The organism is Streptomyces sp. NBC_00328 (assembly GCF_036139655.1).
Classification (GTDB): Bacteria; Actinomycetota; Actinomycetes; order Streptomycetales; family Streptomycetaceae; genus Streptomyces.
On the sequence record NZ_CP108013.1, the window covers coordinates 8,729,781 to 8,750,701 of the forward strand.

Below are 20,921 nucleotides of genomic sequence, written 5' to 3' on the forward strand. Positions count from 1 at the left end.
AGCCGTGGGAGCCGTGGGAGCCGTGGGAGCTGCCGGAGCTGCCGGAGCCAAGGAGCCGTCATGGGTGTCCGAAGTGTTCGAGCCGGTCGAGGGCCTCTGCCACCGGGGTCACCCCGTCCTCCGGGCGAAGGCGTTCCGCCAGGTTCCGCGCGCTTCGCCGGAACGCGGGATCCGTGGTCGCCCGGACCAGGGCCGGCGCCAGCCGCTCCGCGCGCAGCCCGCGTGGCGACAGGACGCCGGGCGCGACCCCGAGCGCGACGAGCCGCGCCGCCCAGAACCCCTCGTCGAACTGGACCGGCACGGGCACCGCGGGCACCCCGGCCCGCAGCCCCGCCGCGGTCGTGCCGGCCCCGGCGTGATGCACCACCGCCGCCGTCCGGGGAAACAGGACCGAGTGAGGCACCTCCCCGACGGTGAACATGTCGTCACCGGTGGCGCGCAGCTCACCCCACCCCCGCTGGATCACCCCGCGCAGCCCGGCGGCACGCAGAGCACGTACGATCTCGCCGCTCAGCCGTCCGGGATCGGGGACCGTCGCGCTGCCGAGGCCCACGAAGACGGGAGCGGGGCCCGCGTCCAGGAAGTCCTCCAGCGCGGAGGGGAGCCGGGCGTCCTGCCCGTCGTAGGGCCACCAGTAGCCGCAGACGTCGAGCCCGCGCCTCCAGTCCCGCGGCCGGGGAACCACCAGAGGGCTGAACCCGTGGTGCACCGGCCAGGCCCGCCGTTCGCGGGCGCGACGGACGGCGAGGGGACCCAGGGGCGGCAGGCCGAGTTCCTCGCGCAGGTTCCGCACCGTCTCCGCGTAGACCCGCTCGACGGCCAGGTTCACCCCGTACCCGGCCGCCCGGTTGACCGTGGGCCCCCAGGAGCCGGTGCCGGCCACCGGGGGCGCGAACTCCCTTGTCGGTGCCAGCGGCTGGAGATGCACTCCCATGCTGGGCAGGCCCAGTCCCTCCGCGACGGCGTACCCGAGCGGTCCCAGCGGACCGGCCAGCAGGAGGACGTCGCTGGAGCGGGCGGCCGCGATCATGCCGTCGGTCAGCCGCCCGACGAGCGACCGGGCGATTCCTGCCAGTCTGATGATCTTCCAGGCGCCCGTGGCGCTCCGGTGGAGCCGCCGCCCTCGCCCGGACTCCAGTTCGGCCCGCGGATCGACGGGCAGCGCGTGGAACCCCACCCCCGAACCCGGCACCAGGTCCGCGAAGCATCCGTGCGTCACCAGGGTCACGTCGTGGCCGGCCCGCACCAGGCCGTGCCCGAGTCCGGTGAACGGGGCCACGTCGCCCCGTGAACCTGCGGTCAGGATCGCTACGCGCACGAGATCCAGTATGGCGAGGTTCGTGGCTCCCGCCGCTTCGCCGGCGGGAAGAGCTCTCAAGGGACCGGCCATGGCGGAAAGTTGCTCTGGCTCGCCATCATGACGAATGATCGAATCAGCGCTCGAACAATTCAGTGGTGGGGGTGGGCTGCGTGCGGGCGAAGTCGTACATGGATCTGCATCGGGAGATGTCCGCGGGCATCGAGGCGGAGCGCGCGTCCGCGCTCGACATGCTGGGACCGTCGGCCGTGTCCGTCCGGGCCGCGGTCGCCGAGCTCCTGGAACACCGGACCTTCGCCTACCCTCTGTCGGTGCTGCCGGTGATCGTCCACGCCGTGGAGACGGGGGCGACAGGACCGGCCGTTCCGCTGGCCGTCGTCCACGAACTGTGGTGGACCTCCGCGTGCTACCTGGACGACCTCGCCGACGGCCAGGCCGTCTTCGCCGCCGGCGGTCTCGGCGAGAGCGAGGCGCTGCTCGCGACGGTCATCAGCGGAATTCCGCTTCCCCTGCTCGTCGTTCAGTCGCCGCGGATCCCCGAGAAGGCGCGCGGGCCGCTGTCGGCCGAGGTCGTGAGGTGCTGGATCACCGCGACCGAGGGGCAGTTGAGGGACCTGCGCGCGGACACGGCCACCCGCGACGCCGTGGTCACGGCCTACCTCGGGAAGTCCGGCGCCCCGTTCAGCATGGTCACCGCCATGGCCGCGCGACTGGCCGACCGCCCGGACGAACGAGTCGAGCTCTGGCGGGAGTTCGGCAACGTCCTCGGCGTTCTGTGGCAGCTCTTCAACGATCAGCAGGACATCCTGACCGGCCGCAACGAAGACCTCGCGAACGGCACGGTGACCTATCTGCTGGCGTGCGCGGTGGAGGGCGCCGGACGGGATCGCGCGGGCGACGTCCTGGAACTGCACGCCGCCGCACGCCACTCGACCGATGCCCGAGCCGAACTCACCGGCGTCCTTCTCGCACCGGACGTGCTGCGCCGCTACGAGGAGGACATCAGCGTCTTCCGCGACCGGGCCCACCGCCTCCTGGACGAACTCGGGGGCGACACGGCCTATTCGGACGTCCTGCACGACCTGGTGGACCGGGCTTCCCCGATGCTGCTGCGGGCGGCTGAGCCCGTCGCCCGGGCGGTCACGCCCCGGCTCTGACGGCGACTCGGCCCGCCACAAGCCGGTATGCGGCGGCCGCGTGGCACTCACCGGGGCCGGATGCGAAGCCTTCGGGCGGTACGAGCCGCAGGGGGACGCGGATACGAACGCGCGGTCCGCAGGATCGAGTCCAGCAGGGAGGCGGACACCCGCAGACCCGCCGCGGAGACCGCGTGCCGCCGTCGAGACCGGTCCGGGCGTGAACTCCCCATCGCCGCGCCCGCGGAGAAGGTCCAGGTCAGACGAGACGTGACCTGGACCTTCGGCCAGTTCCTCCCTACTCGTCCCATGCCTGTACCAGCATCTGTTCGACGATCTTGCCGTCACGCAACGACATCATCGACGTGCTCATCACCCGTACCCCGTCCGCGTACACGCAGGTCTCGGTGTAGGCGACGTGGTCGCCCTGGACGACGCACTGGTCCATCTTGTGCGTCATGTCCCGGCTGTAGACGTCGTTGAGCATCTCGGCGATCTCGGCGCGACCGTGTTTGACCATCGGGTGGCTGGGCTGGGTGTTGCGGTCGACGACGCGCAGTTCCGCGTCGTCGGCGTAGAGCGACAGCAGATCTGCCGCACTGTGTCCTTCAATGCCCCGGCGCAGTGCCTCGGTGTCGAAGGCGGGGGCTGCGGCTGTGCCCATGGGTGACCTCCTCAGGAAGGCGTGGACCGGCCACGAGCCGGCCGTGAAGCGCCTCAGTATCGAGCGTCCTCCGCCTCGGGGCCCACGGCAAACGCAAGGGGCCCGATGCGCCTCTCGGGTGAGCACGCACCCCGGGCCGTGTCCGTTCCGGGCCGGTGCCGTTGCTGATTGCTTGATCTCGACACGACGTATCGTCGCCGCCGTTGGGTCTCGCCGTCGGCGTCAGGGGACTTGCCGCGCCGATGGCGACGGCCGCGGGCTCCGAGGCTCACGACGCCGGGAAGGTGAGCCCCGTCGCCACGCTCGACTCGTTCGCCACGAGCGACATCCCCGCCGAGCAGCAGGCCGGGCTTCCGCGGCCCTCCGACCAGCTCGCGGGTCTGAACCAGCTGAACGACCTGGACCACCTGCACCGGATCACCGACCTCGCCGCGCCCGTCACGGGGCTCCTCCCGGGCATCCAGGGCTAGCGTCCGACGGGCCCTGGCAGGCGTCGACAGCGGCGGCATCCCCTCCGCCCCGGGCCGAGGGGATGCCCGCGCCCCGTCCGCGTACCGCCGTGCGGAACGCGATGGGAGCCTGCCCGGCGCGCTGGTGGAAATACTTGGCGAAGTTCGTGGCGCTGGAGAAGCCGAGCTGCGCGGCGATGCGGGCGGCGGCCAGGTCGGTGTGGGCGAGCAGCCGTTTTGCCTCCAGGATCACCCTGCGGTCGATGAACTCCTTGGCGCCGATGCCCGCCGATTCGAGGGCGGCCCGGGACAGCGTGCGGGCCGAGTAGCCGAGGGCGAGGGCGTAGTCGTCCACGCGCCGGGTGCGCGCGAAGTCCCGCTCGACGGTCGCGCGGAAGCGAAGAAAGGTTTCGCCGGGTCCGGTGGGAGGGGGGTCCGATTCCTCCGGACGGGCCAGGTACAGGATCAGCACGTCCAGCAGATGACGCAGTACGGTGCCTCGCGCGTCGCGCGGCAGCCGCCCGGGTGCCCGGAACTCGTGCACCAGATGCTCGGTCGCCACCCGCAGCGAGGTGGCGACCTCGCCTTCGGGGGTGCACAGCACGCGTGCGTGCGGGTCGTCGAGCCGGGCCGCGCGGACGGTGGCCGCGCCCGGGAAGTCCCGCTCGAAGGCGATCAGCGTCCCCTCGGCCCCTGTGAGATCCCCCCACTGCAGGACCTGCCCGGGGCGCGTCCACAGCCAGGTGCCCCGCTCGACGTCATGGGCGGTGAAGTCCACGCTCTGGCGCAGTGTGCCGGAGGCCAGCGTGAGCACCTGGTGGAAGGCGGGACGCTGCGGCACGCCGAGATCGGTGCCGTCGGCACGGGTCCGGGCGCGCAGCGCGGCGAGCGAGATCACTTCCAGGCCGGCGGGTGGGCCGGCGGGGGCCGCGCAGATGGTTCCGGGGGCGGCCTGCCCGGCCGGGTGTCGGTTGTTGACCATGATCAGTCGCCTGCGTATCCGGGTGGGACGTGCCTCGCCGCCCGGTCGGGGGTGGCGGCGTGCGGACGACCGCCCCGGGGCGGAAGGAAGGCATCACCATAGAGGAGAGCCGGGCCGTCGCCAAGGAACCGCCGCGGGCTTCTTCGCCGGGCGCGGTGGAGGGGTGCCGTCGGGACACCGGGGTGTGGTCACCGTGCCGGGGGCGTTCCGAGGCGGGGTGCCGGGGTGCCGGGGTGCCGGGGTGCTGGGGTGCTGGGAGTGCCTGGGGTGCGGTCCGGGTGCCGGGCTGTGGGTCTGGTTGGCGTGCCCGGGTCATCCCGCGGTGGCGAGGAACTGGGTGGCGGCCAGTTCGGCGTAGAGCTCATCCGCCGCGACGAGTTCGCGGTGGGTGCCCACGGCACGGACGCGGCCCGCGTCCATCACGACGATGCGGTCGGCCGTCGTGACCGTGGACAGCCGGTGCGCGACCACCAGAACCGTGGTCGTACGGGCCACGTCGGCGACCGTGTCGCGCAGCGCGGCCTCGTTGACCGCGTCGAGCTGCGAGGTGGCCTCGTCGAGGAGCAGCAGCCGGGGGCGGCGCAGCAGGGCCCGGGCGATGGCGACGCGCTGGCGCTCGCCGCCGGACAGCTTGGTGCCGCGATGCCCGACGAGGGTGTCCAGGCCGTTCGGCAGCCGGGACACGAGGCCGTCGAGGCGGGTCGTCTTCAGCACCCGCGTCAGCTCGCCCTCCTCGGCCTCCGGATTGCCGAGCAGGAGATTGTCGCGCAGCGAGCCGGACAGCACCGGCGCGTCCTGCTCGACGTAGCCGATGGCGGAACGGAGCCGGGGCAGCTCCCACTCCTCCAGCGTGCGGCCGTCCACACTGATGGCGCCCGCCTCCGGCTCGTAGAACCGCTCGATGAGCGAGAACACGGTGGTCTTTCCGGCTCCGGAAGGGCCGACGAACGCGGTCAGGCCCCGGGCCGGGACGGTGAACGTCACGCCGTGGTGGACGTACGGCAGGTCGTCGCCGTACCGGAAGCGGACGTCCTCGAAGGCGAGCGTCGCCGGTTCCGCGTCCGGCGTCGGCAGGGGTGCGGGCAGGGCGGCGGGTTCGGCGGGCAGCCGCAGGGCCTCCTGGATGCGGGCGAGCGCGGCGGCACCCGTCTGGTACTGCGTGACCGCGCCGACCACCTGCTGGATCGGTGACATCAGGTAGAACACGTAGAGCAGGAAGGCGACCAGTGTGCCGACGTCGATGGCGCCGGTCGCGACCCGGGCGCCGCCCACGGCGAGGACCGTGATGAAGGCGACCTGCATCGCCAGACCGGCCGTGTTGCCGGCGGCCGCCGACCATCGGGCCGCCCGCACGCTCTGCCGCCAGGACTCCTCGGCGGCCTCGTGGACGCTTCGCTCCTCGCGGTGCTCGGCGCCCGACGCCTTGATCGTCCGCAGCGCGCCGAGGGTCCGCTCCAGCGAGGCCCCCATCACCCCGACGGCGTCCTGCGCCTGTCTGCTCGCCCGGTTGATGCGCGGCACGATCAGGGCGAGCACCGAACCCGCGCACAGCACCACGCCCAGCGTGACGCCGAGGAGCACCACGTCGACCAGGCCCATCATCACCACCGTCGCGACGAGGGTGAGGCCGCCGGTGCCGAGGCCGACCAGCGAATCGGTCGTGACCTCGCGCAGCAGGGTCGTGTCGGAGGTGATGCGCGCCATCAGGTCGCCGGGCTCGCTGCGGTCCACGGCGGGTATGCGCAGCCGCAGCAGATACGACGACAGGGCGCGGCGCGCGCCGAGAACCACCGACTCCGCGGTGCGCCGCAGAACGTACGAACCCAGCGCTCCCACCGCCGCGTTGGTCACTACGAGGGCCGCCATGCCGAACAGGGCCCGTCCGATCGGACGGTCGTGCGACAGGTCGTCGATGAGGCCGCGCGCCACCAGCGGCAGCAGCAGACCGGTGGCCCCGGTCGCGAGCGCCAGCAGCGCGCCCCCGAACAGCGCCCGGCGGTGCGGTCGTACGTACCCGAACAGCAGGCGCCACGCGGGCACCTCGGGCTCGGCCTCGGTCGGGCTCACGGCGCTCCTCGCGGGAGTGGGGTACGGAGCCCTCAGGCTACGTCGGCGGCCCGGGCCGGCCCGCCCCGGCTGCCCCGGATCCGCGCGGACTTTCAGGACACGCGCTCCCCGAGGGCCCCGAGGGAGCAGCGCGGCCATGCCGCAGGTGTTCGTGAGCGCCGAGAGGACCAGACCGCCCGCGGCACCTGCGGAGAGCAACTGCCAGGCGGGGTACAGGAGTCCGAGGCCGAGGCCGGTGAGGACGACGGTGCCGGCGGTGAACCGGACCTGGCGTTCCATGGACCAGGCGGCCGCGTCGCGGTGGCCGGGCGGTGCAGCTCGTGGCCGCGCTCCGCCCAGGCGCCGGTGCCGCCGGTGAGGGTGGCCGCAGGCACACCGTGCTCGGCCAGCAGGGCGCAGGCCTTCGCCGAGCGGTTGCCGGAGGCGCAGACCACGAGCAGTTCGGTCCGGGAGTTCCCGAGCACGGGCAGCGCACGGCGGAGCCGGTCCAGCGGGACGTTCGCCGCCCGGCGCGCCGAGCGCGAGCCCGGTCACGGCTCCGGCGGCGAGGGCGAGGATCATCCGCCGCGGCCCACCTGGCCTTCTACCGGCCCGTCACCCCGTAGGGTCGGTTGACGGAACGTCGACTCAGGGAAGGGCTCACTCACATGGCGCAGGAAGTACGGGGCGTGATCGCACCGGGCAAGAACGAGCCGGTGCGCGTCGAGACCATCGTCGTGCCGGATCCGGGGCCGGGCGAGGCCGTGGTGAAGATCCAGGCCTGCGGGGTCTGCCACACGGACCTGCACTACAAGCAGGGCGGTATCAACGACGACTTCCCGTTCCTGCTCGGCCACGAGGCTGCCGGAATCGTGGAGTCGGTCGGCGCCGGTGTCACGGACGTGGCGCCCGGCGACTTCGTCATCCTCAACTGGCGCGCGGTGTGCGGGCAGTGCCGTGCCTGTCTGCGCGGACGCCCCTGGTACTGCTTCGACACCCACAACGCGAAGCAGAAGATGACGCTGAAGGACGGCACCGAGCTGTCCCCGGCGCTCGGGATCGGCGCCTTCGCCGAGAAGACGCTGGTCGCGGCCGGACAGTGCACCAAGGTCGACCCGGCCGTCTCCCCGGCGGTCGCCGGACTGCTCGGCTGCGGAGTCATGGCCGGCATCGGGGCCGCCATCAACACGGGCAACGTCGGACGGGGCGACACCGTCGCCGTGATCGGCTGCGGCGGTGTCGGCGACGCGGCGATCGCGGGATCCCGGCTCGCGGGCGCGGCGAAGATCATCGCCGTGGACATCGACGACCGCAAGCTCACGACCGCCGAGAAGCTCGGCGCGACGCACACCGTCAACTCCCGGGCGACCGACCCCGTCGAGGCGATCCGTGAACTCACCGGCGGGTTCGGCGCCGACGTCGTCATCGAGGCGGTGGGCCGCCCCGAGACGTACACGCAGGCGTTCTACGCCCGCGACCTCGCCGGTACCGTCGTCCTCGTCGGCGTGCCCACCCCCGACATGAAGCTCGAACTCCCCCTGATCGACGTCTTCGGCCGCGGCGGCGCCCTCAAGTCGTCCTGGTACGGCGACTGTCTGCCCTCCCGCGACTTCCCGATGCTGATCGACCTGCACCTCCAAGGACGCCTGGACCTGGGCGCGTTCGTGAGCGAGACGATCGCCCTGGACGGCATCGAGGCCGCCTTCGAGCGGATGCACCACGGCGACGTGCTGCGCTCGGTGGTGACCTTCTGATGGCCGCGCGCATCGAACACCTCGTCACCTCGGGCACGTTCGAACTCGACGGCGGCACTTGGGAGGTCGACAACAACGTCTGGATCGTGGGTGACGACCACGAGGCCGTGGTGATCGACGCCGCCCACGACGCCGACGCCATCGCGAAGGCGGTGGGCGACCGCCGCCTGCGCGGGATCGTGTGCACCCACGCCCACAACGACCACATCGACGCCGCTCCCGCCCTGGCGGAGCGCACCGGAGCCACCATCTGGCTCCACCCCGACGACCTGCCGCTGTGGAAGCTCACCCACCCGGACCGCCTGCCCGACGCCTGGCTCCAGGACGGGCAGGTGATCGAGGCCGCGGGCACCGATCTGACCGTGCTCCACACCCCGGGCCACGCCCCCGGCGCGGTCTGCCTCTACGACCCGGGCCTTGGCACGCTGTTCTCCGGCGACACCCTCTTCCGGGGCGGCCCGGGGGCGACCGGCCGGTCCTACTCCCACTTCCCGACGATCGTCGAGTCCATCCGCGACCGGCTGCTCACCCTGCCCGCCGACACGGTCGTACGGACGGGCCACGGCGAGACGACCACGATCGGAGCGGAGGCTCCGCACCTGGAGACCTGGATCGCACGCGGCCACTGACGCCCCGCCACCGCGCCGGCCGGACGTCCGGCTCCGCCGCGCGGCGACACGGCGTAGCCGCCACACGGATACCTGACAGAAGATGTCCGGCTTCCGAGAGAGGCTCGTAGGGACACACGGGTGAGCGCCCGTGGACGCCACGAGCACGGAGGTCGGACATGTCAGGGCCGCTGGAAGGCACGCTGCGGGACAAGGTCGCGCTGGTGGCGGGCGCGACCCGGGGCGCGGGCCGCGGAATCGCCGTCGAACTGGGCGCGGCCGGCGCCACGGTCTACGTGACCGGCCGCAGCACACGTGAACGGCGCTCGGAGTACGACCGCCCGGAGACCATCGAGGACACCGCGGACCTGGTCACCGCGGCGGGCGGACGCGGCATCGCGGTTCCCACCGACCACCTCGTCCCGGCCGAGGTGGCCGAGCTCGTCGCCCGGATCGCGGACGAACAGGGCCGTCTCGACATCCTGGTCAACGACATCTGGGGCGCCGAGAAGCTCTTCGAGTGGGACGTGCCCGTCTGGGAGCACGACCTCGACAACGGACGCAGGATGCTCCGGCTCGCCATCGAGACCCACGCGATCACCAGCCACCACGCGCTGCCCCTGCTGCTGCGCACCCCGGGCGGCCTGGTCGTCGAGATGACCGACGGCACCGCGGAGTACAACCGGGACACCTACCGGATCTCCTTCTTCTACGACATCGCCAAGTCCGCCGTCCTGCGCATGGCGTTCGCCCTCGGGCACGAACTGGGCCCGCGCGGCGCCACCGCCGTGGCGCTCACCCCCGGCTGGCTGCGCTCGGAGATGATGCTCGAGGCCTTCGGCGTGACCGAGGAGAACTGGCACGACGCCGAGGTGAACGTGCCGCACTTCGCCATCTCCGAGACGCCCTACTACGTGGGGCGCGCGGTCGCCGCCCTGGCCGCCGATCCCGAACGAGCGCGCTGGAACGGGCAGTCCCTCTCCAGCGGGCAGCTCGCCCGGGTGTACGGCTTCACCGACCGGGACGGCAGCCGACCGGACGCCTGGCGCTACATGGTCGAGGTGCAGGACAAGGGGAAACCGGCGGACGCGACGGGGTACCGCTGACGGACGACGGGTCCGGACCGTCCTCTGTCGCTGTCACGATCATGGAGGTACCTTCCCAGCCATGACTGCGATGAGGCGCTTCGAGGGACACGGGGTTCTGATCACGGGCGCGGCCCGCGGCATCGGCGCGGCGACCGCCCACCGCCTGGCCGCGGAGGGCGCTCAGGTCCTCGTCACCGACGTGGAAGGGGCCGAGGCCGAGAAGACAGCCGCCGCACTGCGTGAACTCGGCTCGCGGGCCGAGGCGTTCGCCTGCGACGTGGGGCAGCGGGCCCAGGTCGAGGCCGCCGTGGCGTACGCCGTGGACGCCTTCGGCTCGCTCGACGTCCTGGTCAACAGCGCCTACCGGTGCAGCCCCGACGCCCCGCTCTTCGAGGACGAGAGCGACGAGTCATGGGCCCGTGATCTCGACATCACCCTCACCGGCGCCTACCGCTGCTCCCGAGCGGCGCTCCCGCACCTGGTCGCCTCAGGCCGCGGGGCCATCGTCACCATCGGCTCCGTCAACGGCATCCAGGACTTCGGCAACCACGCCTACAGCGCGGCCAAGGCGGGACTGATGTCGCTCACCCGCACCCTGGCCGGCCACGCCGCCGACCGGGGTGTCCGCGTCAACCTGGTGGCGCCGGGAACGGTCCGTACCACGGCCTGGGAAGGCCGCGAGGACGCTCTGGCCTCGGCGGCCCGGCAGTTGTACCCGCTCGGCCGGGTCGGCGAACCGGAGGACATCGCGGCCGCCGTCGCCTTCCTCGCCTCCCGCGACGCGTCCTGGATCACCGGGACGACCCTGTGTGTCGACGGCGGCCTGCTGGGCGTCAACAAGAGGTTCCGGCAGGCGGTCGCAGGCGGGAGCGAAGACGGAAGCGACGACGGAAGCTGAAGCGGGCGACAGGTGTGGTGCCGGTCCGTCCGGGACCCCTGCTGACAGGATGGCCCCATGGAACGTGTGCTTGGAATCGGCGGATACTTCCTGCGCGCCGGCGACCCGGCGGCCCTGAGCGCGTGGTACCGCGACTGCCTGGGCCTGGACACCGACGAGAACGGCCTGTGGCGCCCGGAAGCCGGGCCGACCGTGTTCGCGGCCTTCGAGTCCAAAACCGCCTACTTCGGGTCCCCCGGCCAGCAGACCATGCTCAACTTCCGCGTCCGCGACCTGGACGCGATGCTCGCGCAACTGCGCGCCCGGGGAGCGGACGTGGCGGAGGAGACCCAGGACATGGACGGCGTCGGCCGGTTCGGCTGGGTCACCGACCCGGAAGGGAACCGCGTCGAGCTGTGGCAGCCCGCCTGACGCGAGGACCGATGACCGCCCGGTGACCCGTGCGTCACCGGCTGTCGCGGGCCGTCAAAGGCCTGGCTCCGTGCGGTGACGCGCGACGGCCGCGAACACCCGGTCCGTGTCCGCCTCGGACGTACGCCAGTTGCTGAACGCGGCCCTCAGCCCGTGGGTGCCGTCGTAGCACGTCGGTGTCACGAACGCCTCGCCCGAGGCGGCGACGGTGTCGGCCAGCGCGCGCACGCGCCGCTCGGTCGGGTCGTCCGCGAGGGTGAAGCACACGACGTTCAGCCGCACCGGCGCGAGGAGCCGCAGTCCCGGGGTACGGGCGATCCGCTCGCCCAGCCGCCGGGCGAGCGCGACGTTCCGCTCGACGATCTCGCGATGCCCCTCGCGCCCGTAGGCCGTCAGCGAGAACCAGGCCGGGAGCGCGCGCAGCCGGCGCGAGTTCTCCGGCGTCAGGTGCAGGAAGTCGGGGTCGGCGCCGGGGAGTCCCAGATAGGGCGAGGCGTTGTGGAAGACCCGGACCTGGAGGTCCTGACGACGGGTGAACTGGACGGCCGCGTCGTAGGGGACGTTGAGCCACTTGTGCAGGTCGACACAGACGGAGTCCGCGGCGTCCAGGCCCGCCACCAGCGAGGAGTACGCGGGCGACAGCGCGGCGAATCCGCCGAACGCCGCGTCGACGTGCAGCCAGAAGTCATGGCGTTCCCTGAGCGCGGCGATGGCCCGCAGATCGTCGAAGTCGACCGTGTCGACGGTCCCGGCGTTCGCCACGACGACGGCCGGACGCCCGTCGAGCGCGGTGAGCGCGGCATCGAGGCGCTCGACGTCCACGGCCTCGCGGTTGCCGGGCAGCACCGGCACCCGACGCAGGCTGTTCCGGCCGAGGCCGAGGATCGACAGGGCCTTGGCGACGCTCGAATGAGGGCGGCCCGACAGCACGTCCACCGGACCGAGCGCGCCGGCTCCGTCGTGCGCGACCGACACGCCCCGGCGCTCGCCGAGCCACTCCCGCGCGATCGCGAGCCCGACCGTGTTCGAGATCGTCGCGCCGCTCACGAAGGCACCGTGGTGCCCCTCGCCGAGCCCGAACAGCTCACGCAGCCAGCCCAGCGTCTCGTGCTCCAGCGCGCTGGCGAAGGATCCGGCGGCGCCCGAGACGTTCTGGTCGTAGGCGCTGGTCAGCCAGTCCCCGGTGAGCGAGGCGGGCGTCGCGCCGCCGGTGACGAATCCGAGGTAGCGCGGGCCCGCCGAGCCGGAGAACCCGGGTGCCCAGCGTCCGGCGAACCGGGCCAGGGCGCCCTCGGCACCGGCGCCACGGCCCGGAAGGGGGTCGGGGTCGGGCGCCTTGCCGAGCCGGGCGACGGGACGGCCGTCGAGGCCGCTCACCTCCTGGACGGCGAAGTCCCGGGCGGCCTGCAGGAGTTCGGGGAGACGGTCGAGGTCGTCGGAGAGCGCGGGGTGCATGACGGCAGCCTAGAAGGAACGCCCGTCGAACAAGCGGTCCACTTCAAGGAAAGCGGACCGGTCCGGAGCGGACGCGCAGCCGGGCCCGGCGGACCTCGCGGGGTCCGCCGGACCCGGGGCGACGGCGCGCCGCCGGGGGACCGGAGCCGTCACAGCGAGGAATGTCACTGTTTCGTGCCTGTCTTACCGGCCGTACAACGCAATACCCTCTAGGGCGGTCTAGCAGGCAGACAACACGATGGACACAACAGGAAGGTCCGCCATGGGGGACACACGCAGGCGGGGAGCTGTCGCGCTCGGACTCACCGGACTGGTGGCACCGCTCACCCTCGCGCTGGGCGCGACGCCCGCCCAGGCCGCGAGCTGCACGACGGCCGCCGGCCCGTACCAGAAGCAGGTGGAGAAGTTCCTCGGCCGGCCCGTCGACGGCCGGCAGTCCACCACCGACTGCAAGGCGATCCAGGCCTTCCAGAACAAGCACGGCATCACCCCGAACATCGGGTACGCGGGCCCTGTCACCTGGGGCGTGATGGACCTCATGAACAAGCAGAAGGCCGTGGGGAGCAACCCCAACCGGGACGGCAAGTGTCCGGTGAACAAGGGCCGTATCGCCTGCGTCAACCTCACGCTCCAGCTCAGCTGGATCCAGGACGGCAGCCGCCTGGTCTACGGACCGGTCCCGGTCCGCACGGGCAGGGACGGCTACGAGACCCGCACCGGCCTGAAGAAGATCTACTGGCGTGACATCGACCACGTCTCGAGCATCTACAACGTGGCCATGCCCTACAGCCAGTTCTTCGACGGCGGTCAGGCCTTCCACTCGGTGGGCCTCAGCATGTGGAACCCGCCCGGCTCGCACGGCTGCGTCAACATGACCCCGACGACGGCCAAGAAGTACTGGTCACTGCTCAAGAACGGTGACGACGTCTACGTGTACGGCCGCAAGCCCGGCACGTGAGTACGCCCGCAAGCCGGCACGTGAGTGACGAGGTTCACGGTCCGTTATGTCGGCCCGTGGGCCTTTACTCACATCATCTTCACGTCAAGGGTCGTATGCTTCACGCCATGTGCACCACTCTTGACAACGACACTCAGCGATCCGCTGCCGAAGTCAACGAGGAGATCCGGGCCCTCTGGTTCCGGGCAGGTGGGTCGCTGAACATGGACGAGCGGCGCGAGTACCAGCGCCTCGTCCTGGAGTGGGCGAAGGCCGCTCCGTCGTCCTCGGCCACCCAGGCCGCCTGATCCTCCACGTTTGAAGGGCTCCCCGTTCCCGGGGAGCCCTCGCCTCATCTCACTTCGAACGTCGGCACCGACCTGCGGCGGCCCGTCAGCCCCAGCTCTGCGAATACTGCCGCCGGTAGGCGTTGCGGTCCTGCTCGGTGCGGATGAACCGGGTCGCCACGAACGCGATGACGCTTCCCCCGATGACGAGCAGACCGGGCCCGACATTGTTCGGGTCGGTGAGCTCGGAGACGAACGTCTCGGCCGCCCCCGTCTCACCCACCGCCTCGACCGCGCCCGGAGCCGCCGAACCCGGCGCCCCTCCCTGCGAGGCCATCGCCGACGCCGACGGGGCGAGGGACGGCTGGGCCGCACCACCGGCGCCCTGCGCGGGCTGGCCCGCGAGCGTCACTCCCAGCGCCGTCAGCGCCTTGGTGACGGGCTGGAAGAACGTCGTACCGCCGGTCTTGCAGTCCCCGTTGCCGCCCGAGGTCACCCCGAGCGCGATGCCTTCGGAGAACAACGGGCCGCCGCTGTCGCCGGGTTCGGCGCACACCGTCGTCTCGACCAGCCCGGTGACCGTGCCCTCGGGGTAGTTGACCGTCGCGTTGAGCGCGGTCACCTTGCCGTCGCGCAGCCCGCTGGTGCTGCCGCTGCGGAAGACCCGCTGGCCCACCGCCGGATCGGCGACGCCGGTGATCCGTACGCCGTTGCCGCCGCCGATGGACACGACGTTGTTCCCGGCCGAGGTCTGCTGCCCGTTGTCGTACTGGATCAGCGAGAAGTCACTGCCGGGGAACGCCGTGGTGACCGTGCGGCCCACCTGCTGCTTGCCCGTGTTGTCGGAGAACCAGACCGATCCGGCGGGGCCGCAGTGTCCGGCCGTGAGGATGAACTCGCTCTGCCCGTTGGTCACGTTGAACCCCGCCGAGCAGCGTCCGCTCGTCGAGAAGATCGCCTGCGCGCCGTTCACCCGCGTGGTGAACGTGCCCCGGGTCCGCTGCATCCGCACCGAGTCGCCGATGCCGTCGGCCAGTTTCGTCATGCGCGACCAGTCGGTGGCGGAGACCGTGCTGTCGGCCTGCACCACCACCTCGTTCTTCGTGTAGTCCACGGCCCATGCCGTGCCCGGCACGCGGGGTGCCGAACCGAGCGTCTGCGTCGCGGACTTGAGGTCCTGCATGCTGTGCGTCACGACCTTCGGGCGAGCACCCGCCCGCTTCACCGCGTCCGCGGCGTCCGCGTCGGTGACCGCGACGACGGGACGTCCGTCGGCGGCTATCCAGTTGCCGGCTGTCCGCGAGGTACCCAGCCGGGACACGAGTCCGGCACCCGTGTCCGCCGCGACCCGCGCCGAACTCGCCGTGGTGCCCGACGCGTCGGAGGGTTCGCTGGCCATGGCGCGTGTCACCATGAACCCCCCGCAGAGCAGCCCGCCGACGGCCGCCAGGCGCGCCCCCCGTTGGACGATCCGTCGTCGTGCGTGCCTCATGCGTGGGCTCCCGAAAGCGTACGGAGCGGCGGCCCCGCCGCCGAAGGCCCCGGTCGAGGGCCCTCCCCTCATACGTGCGTCCCGGCCCGCGCGTTCACCGCCTTTCGGAGCTCTCGCACAGGTGGCCGGTTCGTGTCGGGAACGGCCGGCATCAGAAGCGCGCGCGGGCGCTCCTGATGCCGGCCCTGGCTTCGAGCCGCCGAAGTCGCCGCACTCCGAGGGACGTTGAGACGGCCGGAGCGCTACGCCGCCCCACGGGAGGAACGGTCCCTGTCCGAGGAGAGGGCCGGACCCTGTCCGACAGCAGGACGGGCGTCGGGTTCTAGACGCCCGTGCGGGTCCGGGCGGCCACCTCGGCCCGGCTCAGATACACGTCCGTCCGTTCGAAGTCCCGCAGGGTTCCCTTGCGGTCCGCGAGGAAGCCGGTGCGGACGAAGTCGTCGCCCGCGACGGCGTTGAGCAGCCAGTTGGCACCCGTACGGAACCGGGCGGCGCCCGTGCGCAGGGCGTACAGGTGGTATCCGCGGGCCACGAGCTGCGCGGGCGCGCCCTTGAGGCCGATGCCGAGCGGTTTGGACACGGCGTCGTGGCCGCCGAGGTCGACGACCAGACCGAGGTCCTTGTGCCGGTACGGCAGGGTGGGCTCGCCGCGCAGCTTCGCCGCGAGGACCTTGGCCGCGTGCCGGCCCTGCCGGGCCGCGTGCTGGGCGGTCGGCGGGCAGGCGGAGCCGTCGCCCTTGGCCAGGTCGGGCACCGCCGCCGCGTCGCCCAGCGCGAACACCCCGTCGATTCCCGGCACCCTGAAGTCGGGCTCGGTGACGAGCCGTCCGCGCACCGTCTCCGCGCCCAGCGAGTCGACCAGCGGACTCGCCGCGACGCCCGCGGTCCACACCAGCGTCCGCGAGGGCAGCACCCGCCCGTCGGTGAGGGTGATCTCGTCCTTGGTGACGGAGGCGACGGAGGTTCCCAGCGAGATCCGTACGCCGCGTGCGCTGAGCATCCGCAGCGCGCTCTCGCCCAGTTTGTCCCCCAGTTCGGGCAGCAGCTTCGGGGCGACGTCGATCAGATGCCACTTGATGAGACCCGGGTCGATACGGGGGTGGTAGCGCCGTGCCGCCGCGGTGGTCAGGCGCTGGAGACAGGCCGCCGTCTCGGTGCCCGCGTACCCGCCGCCGACCACCACGAACTGGAGCCGCGCGGCCTGTTCGTCGTAGTCCGACGTGGCCGCCGCCAGGTCGAGCTGGGCGATCACGTGGTCGCGCAGATACACGGCCTGGGCGAGCGTCTTCATCCCGCGCGCCTCCTCCGCCAGCCCGGGGATGTCGAAGGTGCGGGTCACGCTTCCCGGAGTGAGCACCAGGTAGTCGTAGCGCAGATCGACGAGGTCTCCGGTGATCTTCCGGACGACGCACACCTTGGCTTCCGGGTCGACACCGATCACTCCGCCCGGCACCAGCGCGGTGCGGTGCAGGATCCGGCGCAGCGAGGGCGCCACGGACTGAGGTGTGACGACACCGGCGGCGACATGGGGCAGCAGCGGCAGATAGAGCTGATAGTCGGTGGGGCTGATCAGGGTGACCCTGGCCTCGCCGGGGGTGAGCGTCCGTTCCAGGCTTCTGGCGGCCTCGACTCCGGCGAAACCCGCGCCGACGATGACGATGTTCGGTCCTTGCATCAGAGCAGCCTCTTTCCACTGGTGCCAGCCGCGAGCCCAGGCTCACACGGGCCGCGGACACGTGCCACTGCACGGCGGGTACCCCGAAGAGCGCGAAGCACGATCTCTACCGATCAGTAACTACCTCTTCCCCCGCCGTACACGCGCTGCCAGGATCATTTCCGCCACGGCGGCAGTCCCGGGCACTGCCGCCGTCTCGATGTGTGGGTTCGGCCAACTCACGCGCTCCGACCGACAGATGTGAAAAGGGGACAGGCATGACGCGACGTGTTGTGGTGCGGCGGATAGGTGCGGTGTCGGCGGTCGTGGCGCTCGGGATCGGGGGGACGGCCACCGCGGCCGGGTCCGCCGTCGCGGCCCCGGCCCGGACGGTCGCCAGTGCCTCCGCGACGGCCGGTGTCGACTACGCCACCTGGCAGAACGACGTTCAGGCCGTCATCGACCAGGCGGTGCCGTACGTCGAGCAGCGCACCGCGAACGCCGGCGGCCAGAAGCTCGCGGTCGTCTTCGACATCGACAACACCACGCTGGAGACCGACTTCCACCCCTGGTACGAGCTGCCCACGCCGGCGGTCAAGGCCTCGCTCGCACTCGCCCGCTACGCGCACTCCCGGGGCGTGGCCGTGTTCTTCGTGACCGCGCGTCCGGGCATCATCGCCAGTGAGACGAAGTGGAACCTGAAGAGCGTCGGCTACCCGGTGGACGGACTCTACGTCCGGGATCTGCCGGACCTGTTCGGTGAGGTCGGCGCCTACAAGACCGGCAAGCGCGCGGAGATCGAGTCCCGCGGCTACACGATCATCGCCAACATCGGCAACAACACCACCGACCTGTCCGGCGGTCACGCGGAGCGCACGTTCAAGCTGCCGGACTACGACGGCGAGCTGTCCTGACCCGGACGGCTCCGGTGCCGAGGGGGCCGTGGACCGTCCCGCATACACTTCCGCCATGGACGAGGCCTCGCTGGACGCGCTGGGATCGGGCAAGTATCTGCTGATCACCAGCTATCGGAAGAACGGCACAGGGGTCGCCACGCCCGTGTGGGTGGTGCGGGACGGGACGGCGCTGGGCGCCTGGACCGTGGCGGACAGCTGGAAGGTGAAGCGCATCCGCAACCGTGCCGATGTCCTGGTCGGTCCGTGCGACGTGCGCGGCAGGCCGACGGGGGAGCCGGTTCCCGGCACGGCCGAGATCGTCGACGCGGCGGAGACGGCCCGCTACCGGAAGCTCATCGCCCGCAAGTACGGCGTGACGGGCCGTCTCACCCTGTTCGGCAGCCGCCTGCGCCGCGGCCAGAGCGGCACGGTCGGCATCCGTATCACCCTGTCCCAGTGACGTAGTCCGTCGTGAGGACGGCTTTCGAGCCGTGTGCCGTATCCCGGGAGGGCGCCGAGGGCGCCCTCCCTTTCGCGTGCCCGCCCCGCCGTCCACGGTGGCGTGGGTCGCGGCTGATGCGGGAGTTGGCCGGATGAGTGCTGCCGGAGGCGTTGACTAGAAAGCGCTTACCGTTTACGTTCCCGTTCAGCAGCGTGACCCATGTGTGACATCTCGTATACGAGACATCAGATCTCCGAGCCGCACCACCAGGGCAAGTCGTCGCATCCAGCTCGCTTCGGGTCCATGAACGTCATGTCGCACAACCTGCACTGTTCAGATACAGGTACAGCATCTGTGTACATGTCCAGAGTCGCCTCTGAAGGGACACACCCGCATGCGTACGCTCCCCCCACGCAAGCGCCCCCGCCTGGCCCTGCTGACGGCCGGGGCCGCCACCCTGGCGGTCGCCACAGCACTCGTACTGCCGCAGCCGGCCGGAGCCGCCGAGACCGCGCCGGTCGGCTTCGGTGCCGGGACCACCGGTGGCGGCGGCGCGACCGCCGTCACCGTCACGACACTCGCCGCCTTCAAGACCGCCGTCACCGGTGACACGGCCAAGGTCGTGAAGGTCAGCGGCCTGATCTCGCTCAGCGGTCAGGTCGACATCGGCTCCAACACCACGGTCCTGGGCGTCGGTTCGGCGTCCGGGTTCACCGGCGGCGGACTGCGCCTGAAGAAGGTCACCAACGTCGTCGTCCGCAACCTGAACATCAGCAAGCCGGTCGCGCCCGCCGACGGGATCACCGTGCAGGCCTCGACGAAGGTGTGGATCGACCACAACGCCTTCTCGTCGGACCGCGACCACGACAAGGACTACTACGACGGTCTGCTCGACATCACCCACGCCTCCGACTACGTCACCGTCTCCTGGAACACCTTCAAGGACCACTACAAGGGCTCGCTCGTCGGCCACAGCGACAGCAACGCCAGTGAGGACACCGGGCACCTGCGGGTGACGTACCACCACAACTGGTTCAACAACGTCAACTCCCGCATCCCCAGCCTGCGTTTCGGCACCGGGCACGTCTACGACAACTACGTCGTCGGCGCCGACACCGCGGTCCACTCCCGCATGGGCGCCCAGATGCTCGTGGAGAACAACGTGTTCCGGAGCACTGCCGTCGCCGTCACCACGAACCGCGACAGCGACGTGGACGGCTACGCCAACCTCACCGGCAACGATCTCGGCGGAGCCGCGACCGAGATCTCGCAGGTCGGCACGTTCACGAAGCCGCCCTACGGCTACACCGCCGAGCCGGCCTCGACCGTCGTCGCCTCGGTGACGTCCGGCGCGGGCACCGGAAAGCTCTGACGAACTCCACCACCCCCACAGGAAGAAGGCATCCGGACATGACGTCATCAGCACGTCCGCGCGCCAGGCGGCGCGCCCTCACCGGCACCCTCGCCGCGCTGGGCCTCTCGGCCGCCATGGTGATGGCCGACGGCGCCCTGACACCGGCGAGCGCCGCCACCTGGCCCACCGCGACCGGCAGTCAGGCCGTCTCCTCCACCATCTCGGTCTCCGGTACCAAGGACTACGGGATGAAGCGTCTCTACGGCACCGGTGACCTGGGCTCGGACAGCCAGGACGAGGACCAGGGGCCGATCCTGGAACTGGCGGCGGGCACCGTCCTGAAGAACGTCATCATCGGCGCCCCCGCCGCCGACGGCATCCACTGCCTGGGCAGTTGCACACTCCAGAACGTCTGGTGGGAGGACGTCGGCGAGGACGCGGCGACGTTCCTCGGCTCGTCGTCGTCCAACGTCTACACCGTCAGCGGCGGCGGCGCGAAGGCGGCCAGCGACAAGGTGTTCCAGTTCAACGGCGCCGGAACGCTGAACGTGTCGAACTTCGCGGTGCAGACCTTCGGCACGTTCGTCCGGTCCTGCGGCAACTGCAAGACGCAGTACAAGCGGACGATCAATCTCAACACCATCGAGGCGACCTACAAGGGAAGCAAGCTCGTCGGCATCAACACCAACTACGGCGACAGCGCGACCCTGAAGTCCATCAAGATCGTCGGGGACAGCAGCAAGAAGATCATCCCCTGCCAGAAGTACATCGGCAACAACACCGGGGCGGAGCCGACCACGAACGGCAGCGGCCCCGACAGCACCTACTGCAAGTACGCGACGTCCGACATCACCTACAGCTGACGGCCGTCGCCCGGCGGCTGAACGAACCGGCCTCGTACGCCGGTTCGTCCAGCCGCGTCGACAACCCCGCGGGTCGATCGGGGAAGAGCGTCAAATCTCTGCCCGTACCGAAATCGCCTGAATGCCGGACTCGAACGACAGGGAGATCGCCGCTGGGGGCAGGCTCCGGGTCCTGCCGTCGCCAGGT

The 20,921-nt window shown here is 71.4% G+C and carries 19 protein-coding genes and 2 pseudogenes; 13 read left to right on the plus strand and 8 right to left on the minus strand.

What is annotated here, in order from left to right:
* Positions 1-58: 58 nt before the first annotated feature.
* Positions 59-1,303, minus strand: a complete 1,245-nt coding sequence (locus OG485_RS38235) for a glycosyltransferase (RefSeq protein ID WP_328674806.1) — start codon at positions 1,301-1,303, stop codon at positions 59-61.
* Between the two features lie 185 nt (positions 1,304-1,488).
* On the opposite strand from OG485_RS38235, the gene OG485_RS38240 reads away from it, so the two are divergent.
* Entirely contained in the window at positions 1,489-2,475 is a 987-nt protein-coding gene (locus OG485_RS38240; protein ID WP_328673200.1) for a polyprenyl synthetase family protein, read from the plus strand.
* 277 nt (positions 2,476-2,752) lie between these two features.
* Here the strand turns inward: OG485_RS38240 and OG485_RS38245 are convergent, their stop codons facing one another.
* Complete coding sequence (locus tag OG485_RS38245) at positions 2,753-3,118, minus strand: nuclear transport factor 2 family protein (RefSeq protein WP_328673201.1); 366 nt, start codon at positions 3,116-3,118, stop codon at positions 2,753-2,755.
* Between the two features lie 172 nt (positions 3,119-3,290).
* On the opposite strand from OG485_RS38245, the pseudogene OG485_RS38250 reads away from it, so the two are divergent.
* A pseudogene (locus OG485_RS38250) lies at positions 3,291-3,588 on the plus strand (hypothetical protein).
* Here the strand turns inward: OG485_RS38250 and OG485_RS38255 are convergent.
* The 3 genes and pseudogenes from OG485_RS38255 to OG485_RS44135 all read right to left on the minus strand — a co-directional run.
* Positions 3,557-4,549 (minus strand): helix-turn-helix transcriptional regulator, encoded by a 993-nt coding sequence (locus OG485_RS38255; RefSeq protein ID WP_328673202.1) that lies wholly within the window; start codon positions 4,547-4,549, stop codon positions 3,557-3,559. The pseudogene OG485_RS38250 and the gene OG485_RS38255 overlap by 32 nt on opposite strands.
* A gap of 312 nt (positions 4,550-4,861) precedes the next feature.
* Positions 4,862-6,616: an ABC transporter ATP-binding protein gene (locus OG485_RS38260; RefSeq protein WP_443048974.1), complete on the minus strand. Its 1,755-nt coding sequence runs from the start codon at positions 6,614-6,616 to the stop codon at positions 4,862-4,864.
* Positions 6,617-6,727: 111 nt separating this feature from the next.
* Positions 6,728-7,122 (minus strand): annotated as a pseudogene (locus tag OG485_RS44135) (rhodanese-like domain-containing protein); the annotation flags it as partial.
* Between the two features lie 141 nt (positions 7,123-7,263).
* On the opposite strand from OG485_RS44135, the gene OG485_RS38265 reads away from it, so the two are divergent.
* From OG485_RS38265 to OG485_RS38285, 5 genes are all read left to right on the plus strand, one after another.
* Entirely contained in the window at positions 7,264-8,349 is a 1,086-nt protein-coding gene (locus OG485_RS38265) for an S-(hydroxymethyl)mycothiol dehydrogenase (protein WP_328673204.1), read from the plus strand.
* Positions 8,349-8,978, plus strand: coding sequence for an MBL fold metallo-hydrolase (locus tag OG485_RS38270; RefSeq protein WP_328673205.1), 630 nt, complete (start codon positions 8,349-8,351; stop codon positions 8,976-8,978). Before OG485_RS38265 ends, OG485_RS38270 begins: the two co-directional genes overlap by 1 nt.
* Before the next feature lie 158 nt (positions 8,979-9,136).
* A complete protein-coding gene (locus tag OG485_RS38275; RefSeq protein ID WP_328673206.1) occupies positions 9,137-10,063 on the plus strand; it encodes an SDR family oxidoreductase in 927 nt (308 codons plus the stop codon).
* A gap of 61 nt (positions 10,064-10,124) precedes the next feature.
* Positions 10,125-10,943: an SDR family NAD(P)-dependent oxidoreductase gene (locus OG485_RS38280; protein ID WP_328673207.1), complete on the plus strand. Its 819-nt coding sequence runs from the start codon at positions 10,125-10,127 to the stop codon at positions 10,941-10,943.
* A 57-nt stretch (positions 10,944-11,000) separates the two neighbouring features.
* The gene (locus OG485_RS38285) at positions 11,001-11,354 is read left to right on the plus strand and encodes a VOC family protein (protein WP_328673208.1); all 354 of its coding nucleotides are present in this window, start codon (positions 11,001-11,003) and stop codon (positions 11,352-11,354) included.
* A 54-nt stretch (positions 11,355-11,408) separates the two neighbouring features.
* Here OG485_RS38285 and OG485_RS38290 read toward each other — a convergent pair whose 3' ends face one another.
* On the minus strand, positions 11,409-12,809 hold the full coding sequence (locus tag OG485_RS38290) for a pyridoxal phosphate-dependent decarboxylase family protein (RefSeq protein WP_328673209.1): 1,401 nt from the start codon (positions 12,807-12,809) through the stop codon (positions 11,409-11,411).
* 262 nt (positions 12,810-13,071) lie between these two features.
* On the opposite strand from OG485_RS38290, the gene OG485_RS38295 reads away from it, so the two are divergent.
* Both OG485_RS38295 and OG485_RS38300 read left to right on the plus strand, forming a co-directional pair.
* A complete protein-coding gene (locus OG485_RS38295; RefSeq protein ID WP_328673210.1) occupies positions 13,072-13,767 on the plus strand; it encodes a L,D-transpeptidase family protein in 696 nt (231 codons plus the stop codon).
* A 95-nt stretch (positions 13,768-13,862) separates the two neighbouring features.
* Positions 13,863-14,054 (plus strand): hypothetical protein, encoded by a 192-nt coding sequence (locus OG485_RS38300; RefSeq protein WP_328673211.1) that lies wholly within the window; start codon positions 13,863-13,865, stop codon positions 14,052-14,054.
* An 85-nt stretch (positions 14,055-14,139) separates the two neighbouring features.
* On the opposite strand, the gene OG485_RS38305 is transcribed toward OG485_RS38300, so the two are convergent.
* Both OG485_RS38305 and OG485_RS38310 read right to left on the minus strand, forming a co-directional pair.
* Complete coding sequence (locus OG485_RS38305) at positions 14,140-15,525, minus strand: S1 family peptidase (protein ID WP_328673212.1); 1,386 nt, start codon at positions 15,523-15,525, stop codon at positions 14,140-14,142.
* Between the two features lie 322 nt (positions 15,526-15,847).
* On the minus strand, positions 15,848-17,200 hold the full coding sequence (locus tag OG485_RS38310; RefSeq protein WP_328673213.1) for an NAD(P)/FAD-dependent oxidoreductase: 1,353 nt from the start codon (positions 17,198-17,200) through the stop codon (positions 15,848-15,850).
* 257 nt (positions 17,201-17,457) lie between these two features.
* Here OG485_RS38310 and OG485_RS38315 point away from each other — a divergent pair, with 257 nt between their 5' ends.
* The 4 genes from OG485_RS38315 to OG485_RS38330 all read left to right on the plus strand — a co-directional run bounded on the left by OG485_RS38315 (position 17,458) and on the right by OG485_RS38330 (position 20,734).
* Positions 17,458-18,093, plus strand: coding sequence for an HAD family acid phosphatase (locus OG485_RS38315; RefSeq protein WP_328673214.1), 636 nt, complete (start codon positions 17,458-17,460; stop codon positions 18,091-18,093).
* 55 nt (positions 18,094-18,148) lie between these two features.
* A complete protein-coding gene (locus OG485_RS38320; protein ID WP_328673215.1) occupies positions 18,149-18,535 on the plus strand; it encodes a PPOX class F420-dependent oxidoreductase in 387 nt (128 codons plus the stop codon).
* A gap of 376 nt (positions 18,536-18,911) precedes the next feature.
* Positions 18,912-19,889: a pectate lyase family protein gene (locus OG485_RS38325; protein WP_328673216.1), complete on the plus strand. Its 978-nt coding sequence runs from the start codon at positions 18,912-18,914 to the stop codon at positions 19,887-19,889.
* 38 nt (positions 19,890-19,927) lie between these two features.
* Positions 19,928-20,734 (plus strand): pectate lyase, encoded by an 807-nt coding sequence (locus OG485_RS38330; protein ID WP_328673217.1) that lies wholly within the window; start codon positions 19,928-19,930, stop codon positions 20,732-20,734.
* The last annotated feature ends 187 nt before the right edge of the window (positions 20,735-20,921 follow it).

Excerpts from the sequence above, each read along its gene's own strand:
- OG485_RS38240 (WP_328673200.1), top strand. The coding sequence starts at position 1,489 with ATGGATCTGCATCGGGAGATGTCCGCGGGCATCGAGGCGGAGCGCGCG.
- OG485_RS38245 (WP_328673201.1), bottom strand. The coding sequence starts at position 3,118 with ATGGGCACAGCCGCAGCCCCCGCCTTCGACACCGAGGCACTGCGCCGG.
- OG485_RS38255 (WP_328673202.1), bottom strand. The coding sequence starts at position 4,549 with ATGGTCAACAACCGACACCCGGCCGGGCAGGCCGCCCCCGGAACCATC.
- OG485_RS38265 (WP_328673204.1), top strand. The coding sequence starts at position 7,264 with ATGGCGCAGGAAGTACGGGGCGTGATCGCACCGGGCAAGAACGAGCCG.
- OG485_RS38270 (WP_328673205.1), top strand. The coding sequence starts at position 8,349 with ATGGCCGCGCGCATCGAACACCTCGTCACCTCGGGCACGTTCGAACTC.
- OG485_RS38275 (WP_328673206.1), top strand. The coding sequence starts at position 9,137 with ATGTCAGGGCCGCTGGAAGGCACGCTGCGGGACAAGGTCGCGCTGGTG.
- OG485_RS38280 (WP_328673207.1), top strand. The coding sequence starts at position 10,125 with ATGACTGCGATGAGGCGCTTCGAGGGACACGGGGTTCTGATCACGGGC.
- OG485_RS38285 (WP_328673208.1), top strand. The coding sequence starts at position 11,001 with ATGGAACGTGTGCTTGGAATCGGCGGATACTTCCTGCGCGCCGGCGAC.
- OG485_RS38290 (WP_328673209.1), bottom strand. The coding sequence starts at position 12,809 with ATGCACCCCGCGCTCTCCGACGACCTCGACCGTCTCCCCGAACTCCTG.
- OG485_RS38295 (WP_328673210.1), top strand. The coding sequence starts at position 13,072 with ATGGGGGACACACGCAGGCGGGGAGCTGTCGCGCTCGGACTCACCGGA.
- OG485_RS38300 (WP_328673211.1), top strand. The coding sequence starts at position 13,863 with ATGCTTCACGCCATGTGCACCACTCTTGACAACGACACTCAGCGATCC.
- OG485_RS38305 (WP_328673212.1), bottom strand. The coding sequence starts at position 15,525 with ATGAGGCACGCACGACGACGGATCGTCCAACGGGGGGCGCGCCTGGCG.
- OG485_RS38310 (WP_328673213.1), bottom strand. The coding sequence starts at position 17,200 with ATGCAAGGACCGAACATCGTCATCGTCGGCGCGGGTTTCGCCGGAGTC.
- OG485_RS38315 (WP_328673214.1), top strand. The coding sequence starts at position 17,458 with ATGACGCGACGTGTTGTGGTGCGGCGGATAGGTGCGGTGTCGGCGGTC.
- OG485_RS38320 (WP_328673215.1), top strand. The coding sequence starts at position 18,149 with ATGGACGAGGCCTCGCTGGACGCGCTGGGATCGGGCAAGTATCTGCTG.
- OG485_RS38325 (WP_328673216.1), top strand. The coding sequence starts at position 18,912 with ATGCGTACGCTCCCCCCACGCAAGCGCCCCCGCCTGGCCCTGCTGACG.
- OG485_RS38330 (WP_328673217.1), top strand. The coding sequence starts at position 19,928 with ATGACGTCATCAGCACGTCCGCGCGCCAGGCGGCGCGCCCTCACCGGC.